Annotated in this window: 22 protein-coding genes; 8 read left to right on the top strand and 14 right to left on the bottom strand. The window is 59.2% G+C overall.

What is annotated here, in order from left to right:
- Positions 1-26: 26 nt before the first annotated feature.
- The 9 genes from NN484_RS24675 to NN484_RS24635 form a co-directional block, all read right to left on the bottom strand.
- Positions 27-1,349, bottom strand: coding sequence for a hypothetical protein (locus NN484_RS24675; RefSeq protein ID WP_215500001.1), 1,323 nt, complete (start codon positions 1,347-1,349; stop codon positions 27-29).
- Between the two features lie 45 nt (positions 1,350-1,394).
- Positions 1,395-2,141: a hypothetical protein gene (locus NN484_RS24670; protein WP_127647659.1), complete on the bottom strand. Its 747-nt coding sequence runs from the start codon at positions 2,139-2,141 to the stop codon at positions 1,395-1,397.
- Positions 2,142-2,185: 44 nt separating this feature from the next.
- Positions 2,186-2,866, bottom strand: coding sequence for a C39 family peptidase (locus NN484_RS24665; RefSeq protein ID WP_127647658.1), 681 nt, complete (start codon positions 2,864-2,866; stop codon positions 2,186-2,188).
- A 64-nt stretch (positions 2,867-2,930) separates the two neighbouring features.
- Complete coding sequence (locus tag NN484_RS24660; protein WP_127647657.1) at positions 2,931-3,911, bottom strand: heme utilization protein; 981 nt, start codon at positions 3,909-3,911, stop codon at positions 2,931-2,933.
- Positions 3,912-3,985: 74 nt separating this feature from the next.
- Positions 3,986-4,558 (bottom strand): adhesin, encoded by a 573-nt coding sequence (locus NN484_RS24655; RefSeq protein WP_215500003.1) that lies wholly within the window; start codon positions 4,556-4,558, stop codon positions 3,986-3,988.
- Position 4,559: 1 nt separating this feature from the next.
- Positions 4,560-5,009, bottom strand: a complete 450-nt coding sequence (locus NN484_RS24650; RefSeq protein ID WP_127647655.1) for a hypothetical protein — start codon at positions 5,007-5,009, stop codon at positions 4,560-4,562.
- Between the two features lie 323 nt (positions 5,010-5,332).
- Positions 5,333-5,869, bottom strand: coding sequence for an AAA family ATPase (locus tag NN484_RS24645; RefSeq protein ID WP_274658136.1), 537 nt, complete (start codon positions 5,867-5,869; stop codon positions 5,333-5,335).
- Entirely contained in the window at positions 5,866-6,429 is a 564-nt protein-coding gene (gene pnuC / locus NN484_RS24640; RefSeq protein WP_127647653.1) for a nicotinamide riboside transporter PnuC, read from the bottom strand. Before pnuC ends, NN484_RS24645 begins: the two co-directional genes overlap by 4 nt.
- 195 nt (positions 6,430-6,624) lie before the next feature.
- Entirely contained in the window at positions 6,625-8,259 is a 1,635-nt protein-coding gene (locus NN484_RS24635) for a methyl-accepting chemotaxis protein (protein WP_274658135.1), read from the bottom strand.
- A 306-nt stretch (positions 8,260-8,565) separates the two neighbouring features.
- On the opposite strand from NN484_RS24635, the gene NN484_RS24630 reads away from it, so the two are divergent.
- A complete protein-coding gene (locus tag NN484_RS24630; protein ID WP_274658134.1) occupies positions 8,566-9,396 on the top strand; it encodes an undecaprenyl-diphosphate phosphatase in 831 nt (276 codons plus the stop codon).
- Positions 9,393-9,821 carry a DUF1294 domain-containing protein gene (locus NN484_RS24625; RefSeq protein WP_127647650.1) on the top strand — a complete coding sequence of 143 codons (429 nt, stop codon included), beginning with the start codon at positions 9,393-9,395 and terminating at the stop codon, positions 9,819-9,821. Before NN484_RS24630 ends, NN484_RS24625 begins: the two co-directional genes overlap by 4 nt.
- Before the next feature lie 114 nt (positions 9,822-9,935).
- On the opposite strand, the gene NN484_RS24620 is transcribed toward NN484_RS24625, so the two are convergent.
- Both NN484_RS24620 and NN484_RS24615 read right to left on the bottom strand, forming a co-directional pair.
- Positions 9,936-10,295: an MmcQ/YjbR family DNA-binding protein gene (locus NN484_RS24620; protein ID WP_127647649.1), complete on the bottom strand. Its 360-nt coding sequence runs from the start codon at positions 10,293-10,295 to the stop codon at positions 9,936-9,938.
- Positions 10,292-11,200: a LysR substrate-binding domain-containing protein gene (locus tag NN484_RS24615; protein WP_127647648.1), complete on the bottom strand. Its 909-nt coding sequence runs from the start codon at positions 11,198-11,200 to the stop codon at positions 10,292-10,294. Before NN484_RS24615 ends, NN484_RS24620 begins: the two co-directional genes overlap by 4 nt.
- Before the next feature lie 125 nt (positions 11,201-11,325).
- Here NN484_RS24615 and NN484_RS24610 point away from each other — a divergent pair, with 125 nt between their 5' ends.
- Positions 11,326-11,937: an FMN-dependent NADH-azoreductase gene (locus NN484_RS24610; RefSeq protein ID WP_127647647.1), complete on the top strand. Its 612-nt coding sequence runs from the start codon at positions 11,326-11,328 to the stop codon at positions 11,935-11,937.
- Between the two features lie 236 nt (positions 11,938-12,173).
- Positions 12,174-13,211: an alpha/beta hydrolase family protein gene (locus NN484_RS24605; protein WP_127647646.1), complete on the top strand. Its 1,038-nt coding sequence runs from the start codon at positions 12,174-12,176 to the stop codon at positions 13,209-13,211.
- 85 nt (positions 13,212-13,296) lie between these two features.
- Here the strand turns inward: NN484_RS24605 and NN484_RS24600 are convergent, their stop codons facing one another.
- Positions 13,297-14,484: an MFS transporter gene (locus tag NN484_RS24600; RefSeq protein WP_215500013.1), complete on the bottom strand. Its 1,188-nt coding sequence runs from the start codon at positions 14,482-14,484 to the stop codon at positions 13,297-13,299.
- Positions 14,485-14,769: 285 nt separating this feature from the next.
- Complete coding sequence (locus NN484_RS24595; protein WP_027612713.1) at positions 14,770-16,356, bottom strand: ABC-F family ATPase; 1,587 nt, start codon at positions 16,354-16,356, stop codon at positions 14,770-14,772.
- 300 nt (positions 16,357-16,656) lie between these two features.
- On the opposite strand from NN484_RS24595, the gene NN484_RS24585 reads away from it, so the two are divergent.
- The 3 genes from NN484_RS24585 to lpxO all read left to right on the top strand — a co-directional run bounded on the left by NN484_RS24585 (position 16,657) and on the right by lpxO (position 19,211).
- Positions 16,657-17,124, top strand: a complete 468-nt coding sequence (locus NN484_RS24585) for an anti-virulence regulator CigR family protein (protein WP_127647644.1) — start codon at positions 16,657-16,659, stop codon at positions 17,122-17,124.
- Between the two features lie 175 nt (positions 17,125-17,299).
- The gene (locus NN484_RS24580) at positions 17,300-17,833 is read left to right on the top strand and encodes a hypothetical protein (protein ID WP_274659337.1); all 534 of its coding nucleotides are present in this window, start codon (positions 17,300-17,302) and stop codon (positions 17,831-17,833) included.
- Between the two features lie 478 nt (positions 17,834-18,311).
- On the top strand, positions 18,312-19,211 hold the full coding sequence (gene lpxO / locus NN484_RS24575; RefSeq protein ID WP_127647643.1) for a lipid A hydroxylase LpxO: 900 nt from the start codon (positions 18,312-18,314) through the stop codon (positions 19,209-19,211).
- Positions 19,212-19,337: 126 nt separating this feature from the next.
- Here the strand turns inward: lpxO and ku are convergent, their stop codons facing one another.
- Entirely contained in the window at positions 19,338-20,210 is an 873-nt protein-coding gene (ku, locus tag NN484_RS24570; protein WP_127647642.1) for a non-homologous end joining protein Ku, read from the bottom strand.
- 189 nt (positions 20,211-20,399) lie between these two features.
- Between ku and NN484_RS24565 the strand changes: the two genes are divergently transcribed.
- Positions 20,400-20,741 (top strand): hypothetical protein, encoded by a 342-nt coding sequence (locus tag NN484_RS24565; protein WP_215500016.1) that lies wholly within the window; start codon positions 20,400-20,402, stop codon positions 20,739-20,741.
- Positions 20,742-20,746 lie beyond the last annotated feature (5 nt).

Below are 20,746 nucleotides of genomic sequence, written 5' to 3'. Positions count from 1 at the left end.
GCTGCCGAAGGCGGCGATCTTTTGCTTTAGAAGTAGTACGGGAATTTCAGGCTGAAGGAGAAGTCTGGGGCATCGTCGGTCATACCGAGCGACAGGTTGGGCACGATGGTCAGGTTATCCGTGGCGGCAATGGTCATGCCGACGTTGAAGTAACCGGCATTGGCATCGCTGGACACCACCGATTCCCAATCCCCGCCGTCCTGTTTCAGCTTGCTCTTGCGTTGCACCAGGTCAGACACCGAGAACGACATACTCATCTTCTCGTTCAGAGCGAACGCAATACCGGCACCGATCTGGAAGCTGTCGCCGATGCGTACCTTGCCTGGGTTTTTCTGGTTGACCGTCGAACTGATGTCGTCGAACGATTCTTCCAGGTTGTGGGTGTAGGACAAGCTGCCGAACAGCACAGCCGGGTCGAACGTCTTGACCAGCGAGACGCCGGGGGTGATCGACCAGACGCCGTTACCGGTAGGCAGGGTGTCAGGCACGAACAGGTTGGAGTTGGCGTCGGTCTGACGCAGCTTGATCCCGAACGGGTCCTTGCCGGTGGGCGCCTTGACCCGCAGAGTGACCACGGCGTCCGGGGTGTTGACCGACTCGTCGAGGAACTTGTACGCGATGCCGAAGTTGACGTCGCCGATGGTTGGATCACGCGAAACATCCTGTTCCGTCGTGACGTTGGACGCGCCACCGTTGCCGCCACCGGACTGGTAGGTCGATTCGCGGTAGACCACCGGTACGTTCACGTCGAACTGCCAGCGATTGTCGAAGTTGTAGCGGCCAGTCAGGTCCAGAGTCCAGGTATCGGCCTTGATCCGGTCGAGGTTGATGTTGCCCAGAAAGATCGAGTCCAGGGCCAGAAAGCCGTTGAGGATCAGTTGACGGGTGTCGTAACGCGAGTAGGTCACGCCGGTTTCAAAGCTGAACTTGCCGCCGCCGAAGAAGCCGCTGGCCTCGTCGTAGAGGTTGGATACGCTCTGTGCCGGTTGCGAATCGTCGGCCAGCGATTGCCCATAAGACGCGCCACTGCCCCCGGCTGCGCCCCCCGACGCTGCCGCCGCGCCAACCCCGGGAGCCCCGGTGCTGGTCGCGACTTTTGGATTGCCTTTCATGTCGGCCGGCGATTTGGCCAGTCGTTTGGGTTGTGGGGCCGCCGGTTGGTCTTCGACCTGACGGACCCGTTGTTCGAGCACCGCCAGGGCTTTTTGTTGTACTTCGTATCGTTGTTTCAGCTCCAGGAGTTCCTGTTTCAGAATCTCCACATCTGCGTCGGGTGCTGCTTGCAGCATTGCCGCAGGTAGAAGAGTGCTCAAACATACAGCTGCACGCAGTGATACTGATCGATACATGAATAAGCCGTCCCTTTAAGCCCAATGATCGAGACTCAGCGTAGTTCAATATCCAATATTGCGTAGTGCCCTGAGTTGAGTCAGGTTGCAGTCCAGTGCGCCAGGGCTGATGCCGTTATTGCTAAGCACAACATTGAGTTGGGTCATGTTGTTGACCACGTTGGCACTGCCAAGCAGACGCGTGTTCTGCAGCAGGCCGCCCTGGGCGACTTGTTGCAGGGCTGCGCCCTGATTGCCCGCAGCTTGAATAGCCATCTGCACGCCACCGCTGGTGGCTGAAACGGCGACGCTGCCGGCAGCATTGCTGGCACCGATTGTTTGCCCGGCCATCAACGCCTGACCTTGTGCAGGTACCAGGGCAGGGGGGGTGTTGGCCTCTTTGACGTTGATCGCCACGTTGTTGTTGGCGGTGTTGCTGTCGCCGGCGGCGCGTACGCTTTGGGTCACGCCCTGGCTGCTGTTGAGTGCCGCGCCACCTACGACGCTGCCAGTGCCCTGAGTCAGGGTACTGCCATTGCCCTGTTCTTTGATGGTTGAGACATAGAATTCCGGTTTGATCGTGGCGGCCTGGATTTGCATCGACGTCGCAGCGCCGATCAGATCACCGCTGGCGTTGCGCCAGGTACTGCTCATGACAATGCCGAAGCTGATGATCCGCCCCGGCATGACGTAACGACCGCGTAGCTCGGCGAGCTCCTGATCAGTGATTTCGATAGGTTTGAACCCTGCATTGGCATAGCCTGACGCGCTCGCTGCCAGGCAGGCGGCGGCAAGCCAGTATGAGGTTTTCATCTGCTGCTCCCGGGACATCCAGCCCCATTCTTTATAATCGGCGATTAAAAGAAGTCGCTCTGTATGAACCCGAAGTCCATCAATTCAGCATCTTTGACAGGGTTGAAAGAATCGAGCTTGTTCTTGGCGGTCAGCGGTGCCGGAGGACTGCGCAGTGCATTGGTTTTGTCGTATCCGGGGCCGACGATGGCGAAGACAATGCCGTTCCAGCCTTTGACAAAGTCATCATGGGCGTAGCGTTTGTGGCCGAGAACCGGGTCTGCGATGTAAACCCAACTCTTGTCCGAGCGCTGCAGCACCACGAAATGCTTGTAGCCGCGAATTTCCATCAGTACCACCACCGGGATCGTGACATCGTCGAGCTTTTCCGGCGGAATCTTGTAACCCCTGGCGCGCATGCCGATGCTTTCTACGTAGCGCTTCATGTCCAGCATGGAAAACCCTTGAGTGCGAACAAGGGCCTGGTCAGCGTTGACCAGCATGCCTTTGATGATGTGCTCCTCATCGACGTCGAGCCAATAGGCCTGGCGCAGTACCGTGGCCAGTGCGGCGGCGCCGCAGCTGAAATCGGTTTTTTGTTCGACGATGTCGGAAAACTTGCGCTCACGGATGCTTTGCACGTTTTTGTAGACGAGTACGCCGCCGGGCAGGGCAGCGACGGGCATCTGCGCAGCCTGGGTCAGGCCGGACAGGCAAAGCAGGGCGATAAAGGCAGTCTTACGCATGATCGATACGCCTTTGCGGACTGAGGAAAAAGCCCCGTTTCCGGGGCTTTCGTTTCGATCGCGATTACATGCAGGCTTTGCAACCTGCAGCGATGGACAGCGAGTTGCTTTGTTGGTTGCCCACACCCGCCGAGACGTTGGCTCCGCCGTTGCCGGAGAAGTTGTTCATCGAGTTGGTCATGTTGGCATTGTTGACGACAGGTGCTTTCCAGCCATCTTTGGTCAGCACTTGCTGAGTGGTGACGCCAGCGAGGCCAAAGGTACCCACGGCTTCGAACTTGGCTTTCTGGTCATCATTGCCACCGTGGCCGCCACGATTGTCGTAACCGCCGTGGTCATCGCCTTCGATGGTTGCAGTGCCTTTGGCTTTAAACGTGCCAGCGGCCGCGTAGGTGCCAGTAAGGGTGTCTGTTTTGTAGGCCTGCACGCCTTTGTTTTCTACGACCAGGCCAGTTGAGGACTGGTTGGCGGAAGCCGCGGCAGTGGCTACACGGCCACCGGATACGGCGATCGCCAGGTTGTTTTTCTGCTGGTTGAAGCTGCCCGCAGTCACGTTGATGCCGATATTGCCGGAACCATTGTTGCCTGCATTGTTGAGCGTAGCGTTATTGAAGGTGGACGAGTTTTTCACATAGTTGTTGTTGTTGACTTGAGTCGCACTCGAGGCAGCAACAGCAGTGCCGAAAATGAAGCTTTCATCGGCGGTAGCCAGGGCAGCGGCGTTGTCTTGTTGGTTGCCGTCGCCGGCTGCAACGTTGGCGCCCATGTTGCCGTTAGAACCATTGAGCGAGTCGCTGGCGTTGGCGTTGTTGACCGTGCCCTGGTTTTTCACCACGTTGCCATCGCTGTTTTGTTCGTCGAGCACTGCCGCCCCGGCACCTGCGCCGATCTGCAGAAGTTGTTCCAGGGTTGGGCCTTTTGGTTCATGGTTGCCATGACCATTGCCATGCCCGTTACCATGATCATTGCCGCCCGCTTGAGCCGCCATTGCCATTACTGCTGCAAGTGCGAAAACCAGTGGTTTGAGAGCCATTGTAGGTTTCATGGTGTTTCTCCATCGTGCTTATTAGTTGGGTTAAGTGTTGGTACTTTCTAATTGCACTGCTTTTTTTATTTGGGTCAGTCTGCGACCCGGATGCTCAGGGTGTTGGCCATGCGGTTCCCCACCCCGGCACTCTGGTTCACCTGGATTACCCCTCGGCTGCCGGTGAAGGCCTGATCACTTGTCGTGACCTGGCGACTGCCGGGTGAGGTACCAGTTGCTCCTGAGCTCGGTAAAAGCGCCACGTTCTGTTGCGACAGGGCGCTGTCGTCAACGCTTTGCGGGGCAGCACTGATGCTGATGCGCGTCACGTTGGCCATTTGATTGTTGGCACCGGCGCCCTGGTTCACGCCCAGGATCCCGTTGCCATTACTGAAAGCGTTGCCGCCAATGGTGGCGCTGGCATTCATCGAAGGGTTTGCCGGTGTATCGAGCTTCTGCCTGACGATGGTCGTGGCGCTGGCGTTGGTGCCAATGGCGATCGCCTTGGTGTTGGTCTGTTGCATCTGGTCGCCGGCGGCCTGGTTGACGTTGAAGTTGCCGCGGTACTGCGCACCGGTGTCCTGGATGTTCGCGTTGTTCACTGAACCGGGATCGGCCATCGCACTGGTGCAGCCGAAGAGGGCAAGCAGCAGAAGGGAACGATTCATCTCATTGCCCCCCAGCCATGCGGGTCAGGGGTGCCAGACCGGTGCTCAAGGAGCGATTGATCGTGTTGGAAATCGCGCCGCCACCGCCGCCGCCATGACCGGCACTCATGCCTGGCAGGCCGTTGGGGTTGGTCAGGACGTTCATGCCGGGCATGTCCGAGTTCGGTGTGATGATGTTGCTGCGGATCGAAGAGCCGCTGGCCACACTGGCGAATTCACCATCACTGAGTTCGGTGCTGGTCATCGCTTGATGGATTCGATCGGAAGGATTGGCATTGACCGTGGTTGGGTAGGGGTCTTTGCCGCCGCTGCGTCCGATAGGAATCGGCTGGACGTCGCGGTTGAGAACGATCACGCCATTGCCTTCGGCCTGAACGTTGAAACTGATGAATGTGCTGGCTGCTGATCCGATCAGCAGAAGGCAGGTCAGGCCTTTATTGAAATTCCCCACGGTGGCAATTCCTTCTTCAGTGGGCTGGCTCTTGTCAGCGTTGGGAAGGAGAGAGCGAAAGCTGTGCCGCTTTTGAGTTGTCTTTTATTTTCAATGGGTTGGCGATGGCGCGTGCAACGCTGATACAAAATCTGTTTCAGCGTTGAAACAGTCCCGTGGGCAGCCAAGTGGTCACAGGCGGCGCAAAGCTCTGGAACAAGGGTTTGCCCAACAGTGTTTCATGGGCGTAACAGATGGTCTTACAGAACGATGAAGGCCATTGAATTGGCTGCTCTGCGCTGGGGGAGGTGTATCAGGAATGGACACTTGAGCCCCGAAAGGGGCTATTTGGCGGGATGATCGGCCAACAAACGAGCAACGGCGTCGAAAGCCTGAGAGCGGCGTTCATTCCAATGGCCCTGAATGATTTGCAGCGGTTGCCCGTTTTGTTCCAGCCAATCGCGGGTGGCCTGAAAGAACGCCATGCGCTCGCTGAGTTGTGGCTGGCAACGCTGGCCGTCGTCCGTCCAGTCGATATGCTCCGGCGACAACAGCAGGTGCAGGTCGTAATGCCGCGCCAGCAACTCGGGTTCCAGCCACGCGGGGCAGGCGCCAAACAGGGTCTGGCTCCACAGAATATTGCTCAGCAGATGGGTATCGAGAATCAGCAGCCGGGGTTGCTGCGCCCGTGCCTGATCTTCCCACTGCAACTGCCCGCGGGCGATGTCGGGGATGTCGTTCAGGCAGGTATCGCGCGGATTCTGCTCGATGAACCAGCGCACGTACTCATCCACCCGCAGACCGCCAAAGTGTGCTTGAAGGCCGGCAGCCAGCCAGCTCTTGCCGGTGGATTCCGGACCGGTGAGGACAACCACCTTCATCGTTGCAACGCCGGATCGGCGCGCCATTCACGCCAGCCTTGCAGCGCAATCAAGGTGAACAGGGCATACAGTGCGGCGGTGAGGTACAGCCCCTTGTAAAGGAACAGGCCGACGAAAATCATATCCAGCACGAACCACAGCGCCCAGCATTGCAGGCGTTTCTGCGCCATCCACAATTGAGCGACAAGGCTGAAGGCGGTCAGTGCGGCATCGAGCCACGGTTGTGCGGCATCGGTCCAGTGCGCCATGGCCGCGCCCAGCAGCAGGCTGCCAAGCGCCCCCACGCCAAGGCCGAGCAGGATCGAGCGCCGACCCAGGCGCGTGACGTCGCGCCCGTCATGCATCGTCCCGGCGCGGGTCCATTGCCACCAGCCGTAAACTTGCAGCGCAGCGTAGATCACTTGCAGCAACATGTCCGAGTACAGCTTTACGTCATAGAAAATCCAGCTGTACAGCAACACCATGACCAGGCCGATCGGCCAGCACCACGGATTCTGTTTGACCGTCAGCCACACGGCGATCACACCGAGGGCGGCGGCAAACAGTTCAAGCCCGGACATGGGGGTTCCTTGGGGGAGTTCAGGAGGGAGCGGATTGTACCCAAAAACCTGTCGGAATAAGCCTGTTACCGATTTTGATGGGAAACCGCGAAACCCTGTAGGAGTGAGTCTGCTCGCGATGACGGTGGGTCAGCCACTCCGGGGTTGACTGATATGACGCTATCGCGAGCAGGCTCACTCCTACAGGGGGCGGTGTTAGACGCGGAACTGGCGTAGAAGCTGGTTCAACTGCTCACTCAACTGCCCAAGCTTCACACTCGCCACGCTCGATTGCTCCGCCGCCAGCGCCGTGCTGTGAGACAACCCGGCCGCCTGGGTGACGTTCTGATTGATGTCCTCGACCACATGCGCCTGTTGCAGCGTGGCGCTGGCAATCGAGGCGTTCAGGCCATTGAGGTTGCGTAAAGCCTGGCCGATGGCGTTGAGGCTGGCCCCGGCGAGGCCTGCCTGTTCGATGGTCAGTTGCGAGGCTTTGCTGCTGTCGCCGATGACCTTGACCGCTGCTTCGGAATGACTTTGCAGGCGTTCGATCATCGACTGGATTTCCGCTGTCGATTTCTGCGTGCGCTGCGCCAGCAGACGAACTTCGTCGGCCACCACCGCAAAGCCCCGGCCCTGTTCACCGGCGCGCGCCGCTTCAATGGCCGCGTTGAGCGCCAGCAGGTTGGTCTGTTCGGCAATCGAGCGGATCACCTCCAGCACACTGCCGATCTGCGTACTTTCCGCCGCCAGCGTGCGAATGACTTCGACCGCCTGATCAATGGTTCCGGAGAGCTTGTCGATCTGTTGCAGACTGCCGTCGATGTTGATCTGGCCTTGTTGCGCCTGAGCTTCGGCATCGCGCATTTCAGCGGCGGCGTGTTCGGCGTTTTTTGCCACGTCCTGCACGCCGTAGGTCACTTCGTTGATCGCGGTCGCCACCAGTTCCATCTGCTGTGATTGCTGCTGGCTGCGTTGCTGGGCCTGGGTGGCATCGTTGCCCAGTTCGCTGGACGACTGGCCCAGCGCACTGGCCGACACCTGCAAGTCACCGATCACCCGGCGCAATTTGGCGGTAAAGGCGTTGAAGTGATGGGCCAGTTGCGTGACTTCGTCCTGGCCGTGGGTGTCGAGGCTGCGGGTCAGGTCGCTTTCGCCGCTGGCGATGTTGGCCATGGCGTTCACGCTTTCCTGTAACGGGCGCACGATGCTGCGGGCAATCAGGATCACCAGCAGGGCCATGATCAGCGCAATCACCAGACCGATCACCGTGGCCTTGATCACCTGGCCCTGGAATTCGCTCTGCACATCATCGATGTAGATGCCCGAACCGAGCACCCAGCCCCACGGTTCGAACAGTTTGACGTAGGAAGTTTTCGCCACCGGCTCGCTGGCGCCAGGCTTGGGCCAACGGTAATTGACCATGCCCGCACCTTTGCTTTTGGCGATCGCGACCATCTCGTTGAACACCGCAAAACCGTCCGGGTCACGGATGGCCGAGAGGTTCTGGCCTTCCAATTTGGGGTTGGTCGGGTGCATGACCATCACGGGCGTGAGGTCGTTGATCCAGAAGTAATCGTTCTGGTCGTAGCGCAAGCCTCGAATGGCAGTCAACGCCTGTTTCTGCGCGGCGTCGCGGGTGAGGGTGCCAGCGGTTTCCAGGTCGTGGTAGTAGGTCAGCAGGCCGCTGGCCGTCTGCACCACATGCTGGGTTTTCTGCGCCTTGGCGTGGTACAGGTCATCGTGGATCTGCTTGAGCATCAACACGCCCAAGGTCAGCAGCATCACCACTGCCACAATCAAAATGAGCCACAAGCGTCGGCTGATCGACACACTGCGCAAGCTGTTCATAACGCTGTCACTCCGATTTCTTTTTCTTGTAATAAATCAACGCCAGCATCCAATCACGTTTTCGGTGATCGGGCATACGCGACCCAAGTCGTATAACGCCGCAGCACTATTGAGGCCTGTCTGTTAGGATTTCGGCCCCGCGCGTGAAAACCTGAATCAAAGTTGATATTTCACGGAATTTTGACCGTTTCGTGTGGATCCTGTGCGCGCGGAATCGGTACAGCAACAACCAGCTACGCTGAACGCAGTGAACGTTAGAAAAATACTATCGGGGCATGCCGATGTGCATCGCTCTTTGGGGGACTGATGGATCTTTGGACCGCCTTGCAGGCACTGATTCTAGGAGTTGTAGAGGGGCTGACGGAGTTTTTGCCCATTTCCAGTACCGGACACCAGATCATTGTTGCCGACTTGCTCGACTTCGGCGGCGAACGGGCCATGGCGTTCAACATCATTATTCAGCTCGGCGCGATCCTCGCGGTGGTCTGGGAGTTTCGTCGCAAGATCCTCGACGTGGTGATCGGCCTGCCGACCCAGCCGAGTGCGCAGCGCTTTACTGCCAATCTGCTGATCGCGTTTCTGCCGGCAGTGGTGTTGGGGGTGATTTTTGCCGACCTGATCCACCAATACCTGTTCAATCCCATCACCGTTGCAACGGCGCTGGTGGTGGGTGGCGTGATCATGTTGTGGGCCGAACGCCGACAGCACGAAGTACACGCCGAAACAGTGGATGAGATCACCTGGAAAGACGCGCTGAAAGTCGGTTTCGCGCAGTGCCTGGCGATGATTCCCGGCACCTCGCGCTCCGGCTCGACGATCATCGGTGGTCTGCTGTTCGGCCTGTCGCGCAAGACTGCGACCGAGTTCTCGTTCTTCCTGGCCATGCCGACCATGGTCGGGGCGGCGGTGTACTCGGGTTACAAGTATCGCCATCTGTTCGTACCCGCAGACTTCCCGGTGTTCGCCATCGGTTTCGTCACGGCGTTCATTTTCGCCATGATCGCCGTGCGCGGTCTGCTCAAGTTCATCGCCAGCCACAGCTACGCGGCATTCGCCTGGTACCGGATTGTCTTCGGTCTGGTGATTCTGGCGACCTGGCAGTTCGGCTGGGTGGACTGGGCGGCGGCCAAGCCATGAGTGATTCGCGCGCACGCCGCCCGGACGGACGCCCATCCGGTGGCGGCATTCAGCATCTGAGATTGAAACTGGCGGTGCTGCTGGTCGTCTGCGCATTGCCACTGTTCGGCTCACTGTCGATGTGGCTGCGCGGGATTTCGCTGGTACCGCTGACCGCCTATGGCGTGGTCAGCGTGCTGACGTTCTTCATGTACTGGGCGGACAAGCGCAAGGCCCGCGCCGACGCCTGGCGCACCCCGGAGAACATCCTGCACGCGCTGGAACTGGCCGGCGGCTGGCCCGGCGCGCTGATCGCCCAGCAAGTGTTCCGGCACAAGACGCGCAAGGTGTCGTTTCAGATTCTGTTCTGGGCGATTGTGGCGCTGCATCAGGTGTTCTGGATCGACCAGCTGTTTCTCGGATCGAACCTGCTTTCATTGTTCTAAATCACCACAAATTCCCCTGTAGGAGCTGCCGCAGGCTGCGATCTTTTGATCTTGTTTTTTATAAGATCAAAGTCAAAAGATCGCAGCCTGCGGCAGCTCCTACAGGGGGCGGGTTTACAGCAGTAATCCAACCTGGGTCTTCTTCGGCAACTTGCTCACCACCAACTGATGCGAGCGCGTCAGCAACCCGCGCAACTCCTCGGCAGCCAGCGGGTAGGGCGGATGCATGATGATCCACTGCGCCCGTGCCAGATAAGGCGCCGGGTGAATGCCCGGGCGGTCGCAATGGCCGAGAAACAGATCCTTGTCGACCTTGAACGCCAATGAGTCCCCGCGCAGGCCCTGCAGGGCAAACATCTTGTTGCCGGCAATCGAGAACACCCGCACGCCGCCCCATTTGTAATCCTCGCGCGCGCCGGGCAGGGCGAGGCAGAACGCGGCGACATCCGCTTCGTTCATCTTTCCTTTTGTCATAACAGTCGCTCTCCACACGCATTGAACGATTCGACCAGATGATCGATCCACGCCCGCACCGCCGGCATCACCCCGCGCCGATGCGGATACACCGCTTGCAACCAGCCCCCCGGCAACGACCACTCGGGCAGCAGTTGCACCAGCGCGCCACTCTCAAGGTCGGCCTCGCAATTCATCATCGGCAGCAGGGTAAAGCCCTGGCCTGCCAGCACACAGGCTTTGCGCACGATGAAGTCATCGATACCCAGCCGCGCTTCCATGTTCAGCTCGACGCTGTTGCCCTGTTGATCGAGCAGACGCACGTGCACCATGCGGTCGGCTTCCAGCGCGCCGAGCACCGGCAGCGACTTAAGGTCCAGCGGGTGGGTGATCGTTTTGCCCTGAATAAATGCAGGGCTGGCCACCACGACCATTTGCGCCTGGCGCAGACGGCGGGTTACCAGCAACGGGTCCTCATCACCCAGTTCACGCACGCGTAACGCCACGTCAAAACCTTCGGCGACCAGATCCACCCGGCGATTGAGCAGCACCACCTCCAGTTGCACCTGGGGGAATTTGCCGAGGAAGTCGCTAATCACCCACGGCAGCATTTCCCGCGCCAGACCGGTCGGACAGGACACACGCAAGCGCCCGCGAGGTTCGCTGGACATGCTGGCGACGGCTTCGTCGGCCATTTCCGCCTCGAGCAACATTGCCTGGCAGTGGCGCAAGTAACGCTCGCCGACAGCGGTCAGGTTCAATTGGCGGGTGGTGCGTTGCAACAGGCGCGCACCGAGGCGTTCTTCGAGTTCGGCAATGCGCCGTGACAGCCGTGACTTGGGAATGCCCAGCAAACGTCCGGCCGCCGCGAAGCCACCGGCCTCGACCACCTTGGCGAAATAGTAGAGATCGTTGAGATCCTGCATGAAAAATCCACCGTTCTATCAGTGGGACGAACTATCGCATTGCCGGCGGCTAATCAGCTATTGGTTTCTTCCGTAGGATTGTTTCCATTCCGTCGCCACCGGCGATTCTTTCCAGGAGATTCCACATGAAACTGCTGCACATCGATTCGAGCATTCTGGGCGACAACTCGGCTTCCCGTCAGTTGAGCAGTCAAGTCGTCAATGCCTGGCAAGCCGCCGAGCCTGCTGCCGTGGTGACCTACCGCGACCTGGCCGCCGACGCCATCAGCCACTTCTCGTCGACCACCCTGGTGGCGGCCGGCACCAGCGCTGAACTGCGCAATGCCGCACAACAGCACGAAGCTGAACTGAGCGCTTCGACCCTGGCTGAATTCATCGCCGCCGACGCCATCGTGATCGCCGCTCCGATGTACAATTTCACCGTGCCAACCCAGCTCAAGGCCTGGATCGACCGCGTCGCCGTTGCCGGCCAGACTTTCCGTTACACCGAAGCCGGCCCCGAAGGCCTGTGCGGTGGCAAGAAAGTGGTCATCGTCTCCACCTCCGGCGGCATCCATGCCGGTCAGGCGAGCGGTATCGCTCACGAAGAATATCTGAAGCTGGTACTGGGCTTCCTCGGCATCACCGACATCGAAATCGTCCGTGCCGAAGGCCTGTCATACGGTGATGAAGTGCGCAACAACGCGATGAGCGCTGCTCAGGCGAAGATCAGCGAGCAACTGTTCGCCGCTGCGTAAGCATTGCGTAAAGCCCAGCTACGGTTCAGGTAGCCTCTCGAAAAACTCTGTATTCTGGTTCTGCAAGGGCCAGGTGCGGAGTTTTTTGTTTCTGACTGTTGCATAATCTGGCCCAGGTTATGCAGTCAAACGATCAACGTCTGAGTGCAACGCCGCGCCGGATCACCGAACCTCGGGGGTTCGGGCGTCGGAACACGAAGGATCTTTCGATTGAGTAACACAGGGTGGGCCATCCCATGATGCGTCTTTGTGCAACGTTACTGATTTGCCTGCTTGGCAGCCTCGGTTCAGTGCATGCCGCGCCCGGGCGACACCCTGTCTGGAGTGTCGGTTACCACGAGATGACCTTCCTCGATCCGCTGGATCTGCAACCGATGCGCGCCATCGCCTTCTATCCCTCCAGCGACCGCGAACACACCAGTTTGCTTGAGGGCTACAGCGTCGAGGCCGGCGCCGACACCAAAGTCGCCATCGGCCGCTTTCCAATGCTGATGCTGTCCCACGGCAACACCGGCACGCCCATCGCCCTGCATGACCTCGCCACCTCGCTGGCACGCAAGGGCTTTGTGGTGGTGGCGGTGATTCATCCCGGCGACAACTCCAAGGATCACAGCCGGCTCGGCACCCTGAGCAATCTGTATGGGCGGCCGATCCAGATTTCCGAAGCGATCACCGCCACCCTCGGCGACCCGATGCTCTCGCCGTTCGTCAACGCCGATCAGGTCGGGGTGATTGGTTATTCGGCGGGTGGCGAAACCGCATTGATTCTCTCGGGCGCGCAGCCGGATCTGGATCGTCTGCGCCGTTACTGCCAGGAACGCCCGGATGACCGCGATGCCTGCAATACCCAGGGCGAACTGATCGTCGATCGCGATGACTTGCAGCCAGTGGCTGATCCGCGCGTGCACGCGCTGCTGCTGATGGCGCCACTGAGCCTGAAGTTCGGTCGTCACACCTTGGCAGACGTGCATGTGCCGGTGCTGCTGTACAGCGGCGACGGCGACAAACTGGTGGCCTTCGACAAGAACGCCGCCGCCCTGGCGCGCAAACTGCCGACCGCCCCGGACTTCAAATTGCTCGCCGGGGCAGGGCACTTCGTGTTCATGGCGCCGTGCAACGAAGAGCAGATCCGCGCCATGCCGGCGCTGTGCACCGACGCCGACGGCGTGGACCGCGAAGACATCCACCGCAACATGATCTCCGAAGCCGGCCAGTTTTTCTCGCGTACGCTGGGCCGGCCGAGCCGGGCGGGGATGCAAACCGCAGATCAATAAAAGATCAAAAGATCGCAGCCTTCGGCAGCTCCTACACAAAGCAATGTAGGAGCTGCCGAAGGCTGCGATCTTTTGATTTGGTTTTTCAGCTCAACGCCCTGCGCTTGAGCAGCAAGGTCAACCCCAGCCCGATCACCGACAACAGCGCCGCACTGAAGAAAATCCACGAATACCCCAGGTTCAGCGCCACCGCGCCCATCAACGGCCCGGCAATCGCCAGGGCCAGATCGAAGAACACTGCGTACGCTCCCAACCCTGAACCCCGGCTGGAATTGGGCACCTGTTTGATCGCCTCGACCCCCAGCGCCGGATACACCAGCGACAAGCCAAAACCCGCCAGCCCGGCACCGATCAGCGCGACTGCGGTGGACGGCGCCAGCCACAGCAGAATCAGCCCGACGGTTTCAATGGTCATGCAGGCAATCGCCGAATTGAAACCGCCAAAGCGGCTGATGGTTGAAATGAACAGCAGTCGTGACAGGATGAAACACGCGCCAAAAACCGTCAGGCAGTACGCGGCGCCGCTCCAGCCCCGATTGAGGTAATAGAGGGTGATGAAGGTGGTCAGCGTGCCGTAACCGATGGACGCCAGGCTCAAGCTGGCGCCAAACGGTGCAATGCGCCCGAACACCGCCCAGAACGGCAGGCGTTCGCCGCGTACCACTGGCACCGAGGGTTTATTGCGGATCAACACCAAGGCGCCTGCCGCCAATACCGACAGGGCGATGCCCAGGCTGGCAAAACCGTAGTCGGCGACCATCACCACGCCCAGTGGCGCGCCAATCGCAATCGCGCCGTAGGAGGCGATGCCGTTCCAGCCGATCGACCTAGCCGTGTGCTCGACGCCGAGCTGGCCCATGCACCAACTGATGGTGCCGACCCCGATCAGGCCTTGTGCGACGCCGAGCAACAGCCGGCCAACGATCAGAATCAACAGACTTGCCAGCGCAAAATCCTGCAGCAACGTCGACATCAGCGTCAGCAGTCCGCTGAGCACAATCCCCGACAACCCGTAAACAATCGCCCGTTTGGTGCCCATGGTGTCCGACATCCGCCCGGCCATGGGCCGACTGAGCAGGGTGGCCAGGTACTGTGAACCGATGACCAGGCCCGCGATGATCGCGCTGAACCCCAGTTGTTCGTGAACATAGCCGGGCAACACCGCAATCGGCAGACCGATGCACAGGAAGGCGACAAAGGTGTAGAACACGATGGAAACGATCTGCAGGGTGATCGCCATGGAGCTTTGCGGGGGCAGTTGCTGCACAGACATGAGGACTCGTTCGCGGGCGGCGGCAGGAGAGTCGGCATCATGGCCGGGTGCTGAAATAAAAGGAAGCAGACTAACTATTTTTCCTGCCCGGGAGTGATGTGTTGCTGATGGCCTCATCGCGAGCAGGCTCACTCCTACAGGAGGGGACGCATTCAAATGTCGGAGTGAGCCTGCTCGCGATGGTGTCGGTACCCATATAAATACTGGTTTTGGAATGCAAAAAGCCCCGTCACAAGGACAGGGCTTTTTATCTTGCAGCTAGCAACTGAACACTCGAAGCTGCTCTTAGAACACCACACCCTGACTACGCAGGTAGTCATCGTAAGTGCCGCTGAAGTCAGTCACGCCATTGGCGCTCAGCTCGATGATGCGCGTGGCCAGGGACGATACGAACTCACGGTCGTGGCTGACGAAAATCAGCGTGCCCGGGTAGTTTTCCAGCGCCAGGTTCAGCGCCTCGATCGATTCCATGTCCAGGTGGTTGGTCGGTTCGTCCATGATCAGCACGTTCGGCTTTTGCAGGATCAGCTTGCCGAACAGCATGCGACCTTGCTCACCACCGGAAATCACCTTGACCGACTTGAGGATCTCATCGTTGGAGAACAGCATGCGGCCCAAAGTACCGCGAATCATCTGCTCGCCCTGAGTCCACTGACCCATCCAGTCGAACAGCGTGACATCGTCTTCGAAGTCGTGGGCGTGGTCCTGAGCGTAGTAGCCCAGTTCCGCGGCGTCGGTCCACTTGACGCTACCGGCATCCGGGGTCAGTTCGTTGACCAGGGTGCGCAGCAGGGTGGTCTTGCCGATACCGTTCGGGCCGATGATCGCTACGCGCTCGCCGGCTTCAACCTGGAAGCTGAAGTCTTTGAACAGCGGCTTGCCGTCGAAACCTTTCGCCATCTTTTCGACCATGACCGCCTGGCGGTGCAGCTTTTTGTTCTGCTCGAAACGGATGAACGGGCTCACGCGGCTGGAAGGCTTGACCTCGGCCAGTTGGATCTTGTCGATCGCCTTGGCGCGGGAAGTGGCCTGCTTGGCTTTCGAGGCGTTGGCCGAGAAGCGGCTGACGAACGATTGCAGCTCGGAAATCTGGGCTTTCTTCTTGGCGTTGTCCGACAGCAGTTGCTCGCGGGACTGGGTCGCCACGGTCATGTACTCGTCGTAGTTGCCCGGGAACAGGCGCAGCTCGCCGTAATCCAGGTCAGCCATGTGCGTGCACACGCTGTTCAGGAAGTGACGGTCGTGAGAGATGATGATCATCAGGCTGTTACGCTGGGTCAGAACGTTTTCCAGCCAGCGAATGGTGTTGATGTCCAGGTGGTTGGTCGGTTCGTCGAGCAACAGCACTTCCGGATCGGAGAACAGGGCCTGAGCCAGCAATACGCGCAGCTTCCAGCCTGGGGAAACTTCACTCATCGGGCCGAAATGCTGTTCCAGCGGAATGCCCAAACCCAACAACAGCTCGCCTGCACGGGATTCGGCGGTGTAGCCGTCCATTTCGGCGAATTCGGTTTCCAGCTCGGCCACGGCCATGCCGTCTTCTTCCGACATTTCCGCCAGCGAGTAGATACGGTCGCGTTCTGCCTTGACCTTCCACAGCTCTTCGTGACCCATGATCACGGTGTCGATCACGGTGAATTCTTCGTAGGCGAACTGGTCCTGGCGCAATTTACCCAGACGCACGTTCGGCTCGAGCATGACCTGGCCGCCGGACGGATCAAGATCGCCGCCGAGGATTTTCATGAAGGTCGACTTGCCGCAACCGTTGGCGCCGATCAGGCCATAGCGGTTGCCCGCGCCAAATTTGACCGAAACGTTTTCGAAGAGCGGCTTGGCGCCGAACTGCATCGTGATATTAGCTGTGGAGATCAATTGCTTTACCTATCAATGGGTTGCGAGCCGCACATGTGGCGCTAGGGCCATTCCTGGGGCATTTTGGAGCGTTTTCTTCCCGATCCGGTCACCGTCGGCGTTGAGCCAGCAGGCATGGGGCGAGAGCAGCATCTGGACGCGGTGTCCAGGCTGTTGGGCATTAAAGGCGGGATTCATGCCAGACATTGCGCGCATTGTCGCATAAGTCATGCGGCAGTTGTATGGCGGGCGATAACGAACCTGCAGCGCCACCGCAATCTCGTCTACATTTGAACAAGTATTTCTTTCTGAGGGGCCGTCATGCTTAAAACACGTTTGGTTGTTGCGTCTGTTACTTGCCTGGCTTTGGCTGTGAGTTCGGTGGCGGCACTGGCTGACCCGGGAAATGGCAATGGCAATGGCAAAGGAAATGGAAAGGGCGGGCCACAGCACAGTCAGAGCCACGGCAACCAGGGTGGCAAGAACAAAGGGTCTGGCTCGGGTAATTGGGATCACGCACCGGTTATTGATCGCGGTGGCGTCTTAGGCGTACTCAATGGCTACAGAGACTACTGGAGCCCAGGCCCCGCGCTGCCGCCCGGCATTCAGAAAAATCTGGCACGAGGAAAGCCTCTTCCGCCGGGTATCGCCAAAAAACTGGATGGTCGACTGGCTGGGCAATTGCCTCACTACGACGGGTATGAGTGGCAGCAGGCGGGTACAGACTTGATATTGGTGGCTATCGCGAGCGGGCTCATCTACGAAGTTCTGAATGGCGCTTTCGATTAGTCTGGCATCCCGCTCGATCTGAGCGGTTTTCACCCTTTTACGGTAGGTAAAAGCAACGTATTCCCACTCACGTGGTTTGTGAGGGATTGGTGCTTCCGCTGATCGCTTGTTGTTGAACTGGATGTCACCGGGCGCGTCTTAGATGGCAGTAAAACCAAACCTTGTGGATGCCATCATGCGTTTAAAAAAGAACAACCTCGTTGCCGTCATGTCGTGCGTAATGATGTTTGCCGCTGCACCGTTACTGCCTGCTGAACTGTCGATCATGGCTTCCGCCTACGCCAAGGATGGTGGTGGTGGTGGTGGTGGTGGTGGTGGTGGTGGTGGTGGTGGTGGTGGTGGTGGTGGTGGTGGCGGCGGTCACGGCGGTGGCGCGGGTGCTGGCGGCGGTGGCAGTCACGGCGGCGGTGTGGGCAGCGCCGGACACAGTGGCGATAGTGCCGGGCATTCAGCCAGCGCCTCCAACAATGGCCGCGCCGAAGGCCTGGACGCGGATCATGCCGGCAGGGCCGTTCGCGATCGTGGCGTGAATGGTCAGCACACTGGGCGCGATCACAATACTGATCGTGGGCACGGCTTGGCCACTTCGGGCGTAGCGAACTCTAAAGCGACCCAGGGTCTGTCAAAGGCCAGAGCTATTTCGGCCACGACGCCAGGCGATCACAATACCAAGGGCTTGAGTAAGGCCAGCGTCTCAACCACCAAGTAATTGCAACGCGCCAGCCGCCAGTTCCAATGTTCAGGTGAGCATTGGAACTGGCGGCTGGCACTTGACCACTGTCACACGCACGTCTTTGCTTCGGCGCACCATCCAGTTGTGCGCGGACTCCAATTCGCTCGGTACGCAAGTGTCGTGCGCATGCACGCTCAGCCGTAAACACGGCAGCGCTTCCCTGATTTCTCTGTTTCTTCGTTTCCTTCAGCGCCCCTGTTGCAGCCATGAGCCTGCACCTGCGCACTGCCGCGCCTGCCGTTTGGCAGATTCCGCGGACAGTTTTTCACAGATGAGGTTCACCCTTCGTTACAAAGTATGGCTAAAATGCCATCCGATTACCCAATAGCCGCTAACGGCATGGGCTCAAGGAAGTGCCACCGGGATAGTATTTGTATTCATGCCACTGCATCAGACCCTGGGCCAACGGCCGGCAGGCGCGCAGTTTGTTCACTTTTGACGTGTGACGATTTCCGTGAAACTCATCATTGCCGCTATTTATGTCATTTCCATTGCATACGTTCACCTGCGTGGCCGTGTGCGTCACAAACTGGGCCGTCAACTGAGCGATCACTCGACGTTTCTCGCTCCGATCAACTGCTTCCTGTATCTGTTCTCGAAGAAGCCGAACAAGCCGTATCTCGATCCTTCCGAATTTCCGGACCTGAGTCCATTGCAGGCGCACTGGGAAGAAATCCGCCAGGAAGGGCAGAACCTGCTGCGCGCCGGTGAGATCAAGCGCTCGAATCAATACGATGACGTCGGTTTCAACTCGTTCTTCAAAAGTGGCTGGAAGCGTTTCTACCTCAAGTGGTACGGCGAGAGTCATCCGTCGGCGATGAAGCTGTGCCCGCGCACCACCGAACTGGTACAGAGCATCGGCTCGATCAAGGCTGCGATGTTCGCCGAGCTGCCACCGGGTTCGAAACTGGTCCGTCACCGTGATCCCTATGCCGGCTCCTATCGCTACCACCTGGGCCTGGACACGCCGAACGATGCGGGTTGCTACATCAACGTCGACGGTGAAAGCTATCACTGGCGCGACGGTGAGGCCGTCATGTTCGATGAGACCTACATCCACTACGCCGAAAACACCACTGACAAAAACCGCATCATTCTGTTCTGCGACATCGAGCGCCCGATGAAATACCGTTGGGCGGCGGCGTTCAACGCCTGGTTCAGCCGCACTGTGATGTCGGCGGCCGGTGCACCGAACGATGCGGGCGACCGCACCGGCGGGATCAACCGCCTGTTTACCAAAATCTACAAAGTCCGTCTGCGTGGCAAAGAGCTGAAAAAACGCAACCGCACGCGTTACTACATGGAAAAATGGGCGATCTTCGGCGGTCTGCTGGCGATCTTCATTTTGATCTGACGTCATTGCCTGCAGGCTGGCTCACACAAGGTTCTGTGTTCAACAGACAGGATTGTGAGTGTCAGCCTGCTGGTAATCAGTCTCTCAGAGCCAACCTGTCAGCTCCCTGACGAAAACCCGATCTGATTATTCCCCGGAAGCCTTTTTGGTCTTTCTCGCCGGCGTCGCCTTGCTGGCAGGTTTGGCTTTCGCCTTGGGCCTGGCCGTCGTCTTGCCACCCAGACTGCGCTTGAGCAGCTCGGTCAGATCGATGACATCCGCGGTTTTGCGTTCCTCCTCGCCACCCACGGTCTCGACATCCTCGATCTTGCCTTCATGGGCCTTTTTCTCGACCAGGGCCATGATCTTGTCCTCAAATTCATCCTTGTAATCTTCGGGACTCCAGTCGCCGCTCATGTCCTGCACCAGGCGCTTGGCCATATCCAGTTCGCCCTTGGCCAGTTCGGGCTTGGTCACCTCGCTGCCCAGCTCCAGCTCATCCAGCCCCCGCACCTCCTGCGGCCAGCGCAGTTTGACCAGCACCAGGGCCGATTCCAGCGGCATCAGCGCCGCCAGATATTGCCGGGTGTGCAGAACGACGCGGGCGAGGGCGACCTTGTTGGTTTTGCTCAGGGTTTCACGCAGCAGTGCGTAGACCTTGCCACCGCGTTTGTCCGGGGCGAGGTAGTAGGGCGTGTCGATGTTCTGCAACGGGATCTGCTCGGCATCGACGAACGAAAAGATGTCGATGGTCTGAGTCGACACCGGGTGCGCCGAACGGATTTCCTCTTCGCTGAGTACCACGTAGCGCCCCTTTTCATAAGCCACGCCTTTGACGATGTGCTCCTTGGTGACTTCCTTGCCGGTCACCTTGTTCACCCGTTTATAGCCCACCGGGTCCATGCTGCGGCTGTCCAGCCAGTCAAAGTCCACACCGTGCGAGGACGTTGCCGACACCAGCGCGACGGGGATGTGTACCAGTCCGAAGCTGATCGCGCCTTTCCAGATTGCCCGAGCCATGGTCAGTTCTCCGAGTGATGATCAGGTGACCTGCGGCGCTGGGCGAAAGTTTCCGCTGATTGCGCGGGCCTCAAGGGATCTGGTCAAGTCGTGTTACATGTTGTTTAACGCCCGCGGGTTAACAAATCCGAACCAGCGGCGTAGCGTGGACTCGAAGGCTCTATCCCCTGTGCATCGAGAGGCCGCCCCATGAACCGAATTCCGCTAGGCATCATCGTTCTGCTCCTTGGGACCGGTCTGGCGCATGCCGATGTCCTGGCACCGTCCATGTCGGGGTTGCTGGCTCAAAGTCCCACTGGCAACCAGAACAATCCCTACAACAGCCCGATCCGCCGGGCCAATCCCAACAGCATGCAGGGTACGCAACCCAGTGCGCCGGCGATTCGCGGGCCCAACACCGTGCCTGTGCCCAGTTCACCCACAGTCGGCAACGGCGGCATCGGCAATGGTCAGCAGCAGCGTTCGGTGCCGAGTACACCGACGAAATTCATTCCCAACCCACCTCCGCGAGAGGGAGACAGCAACCGTTGAGCGTC

Source organism: Pseudomonas serboccidentalis (genome assembly GCF_028830055.1).
Lineage (GTDB): Bacteria > Pseudomonadota > Gammaproteobacteria > Pseudomonadales > Pseudomonadaceae > Aquipseudomonas > Aquipseudomonas serboccidentalis.
Note: the sequence above shows the minus strand (reverse complement) of the source record. Positions and strands in the feature narration are given on the sequence as shown.

What these genes read in the sequence shown, in the direction of transcription:
- NN484_RS24600 (WP_215500013.1), bottom strand. Translation starts at nt 14,484, where the DNA reads ATGTCTGTGCAGCAACTGCCCCCGCAAAGCTCCATGGCGATCACCCTG.
- NN484_RS24620 (WP_127647649.1), bottom strand. Translation starts at nt 10,295, where the DNA reads ATGACAAAAGGAAAGATGAACGAAGCGGATGTCGCCGCGTTCTGCCTC.
- NN484_RS24665 (WP_127647658.1), bottom strand. Translation starts at nt 2,866, where the DNA reads ATGCGTAAGACTGCCTTTATCGCCCTGCTTTGCCTGTCCGGCCTGACC.
- NN484_RS24565 (WP_215500016.1), top strand. Translation starts at nt 20,400, where the DNA reads ATGAACCGAATTCCGCTAGGCATCATCGTTCTGCTCCTTGGGACCGGT.
- NN484_RS24645 (WP_274658136.1), bottom strand. Translation starts at nt 5,869, where the DNA reads ATGAAGGTGGTTGTCCTCACCGGTCCGGAATCCACCGGCAAGAGCTGG.
- NN484_RS24670 (WP_127647659.1), bottom strand. Translation starts at nt 2,141, where the DNA reads ATGAAAACCTCATACTGGCTTGCCGCCGCCTGCCTGGCAGCGAGCGCG.
- NN484_RS24660 (WP_127647657.1), bottom strand. Translation starts at nt 3,911, where the DNA reads ATGAAACCTACAATGGCTCTCAAACCACTGGTTTTCGCACTTGCAGCA.
- NN484_RS24585 (WP_127647644.1), top strand. Translation starts at nt 16,657, where the DNA reads ATGCTTAAAACACGTTTGGTTGTTGCGTCTGTTACTTGCCTGGCTTTG.
- NN484_RS24655 (WP_215500003.1), bottom strand. Translation starts at nt 4,558, where the DNA reads ATGAATCGTTCCCTTCTGCTGCTTGCCCTCTTCGGCTGCACCAGTGCG.
- NN484_RS24635 (WP_274658135.1), bottom strand. Translation starts at nt 8,259, where the DNA reads ATGAACAGCTTGCGCAGTGTGTCGATCAGCCGACGCTTGTGGCTCATT.
- NN484_RS24610 (WP_127647647.1), top strand. Translation starts at nt 11,326, where the DNA reads ATGAAACTGCTGCACATCGATTCGAGCATTCTGGGCGACAACTCGGCT.
- NN484_RS24675 (WP_215500001.1), bottom strand. Translation starts at nt 1,349, where the DNA reads ATGTATCGATCAGTATCACTGCGTGCAGCTGTATGTTTGAGCACTCTT.
- NN484_RS24580 (WP_274659337.1), top strand. Translation starts at nt 17,300, where the DNA reads ATGCGTTTAAAAAAGAACAACCTCGTTGCCGTCATGTCGTGCGTAATG.
- ku (WP_127647642.1), bottom strand. Translation starts at nt 20,210, where the DNA reads ATGGCTCGGGCAATCTGGAAAGGCGCGATCAGCTTCGGACTGGTACAC.
- NN484_RS24625 (WP_127647650.1), top strand. Translation starts at nt 9,393, where the DNA reads ATGAGTGATTCGCGCGCACGCCGCCCGGACGGACGCCCATCCGGTGGC.
- NN484_RS24630 (WP_274658134.1), top strand. Translation starts at nt 8,566, where the DNA reads ATGGATCTTTGGACCGCCTTGCAGGCACTGATTCTAGGAGTTGTAGAG.
- NN484_RS24605 (WP_127647646.1), top strand. Translation starts at nt 12,174, where the DNA reads ATGATGCGTCTTTGTGCAACGTTACTGATTTGCCTGCTTGGCAGCCTC.
- NN484_RS24615 (WP_127647648.1), bottom strand. Translation starts at nt 11,200, where the DNA reads ATGCAGGATCTCAACGATCTCTACTATTTCGCCAAGGTGGTCGAGGCC.
- pnuC (WP_127647653.1), bottom strand. Translation starts at nt 6,429, where the DNA reads ATGTCCGGGCTTGAACTGTTTGCCGCCGCCCTCGGTGTGATCGCCGTG.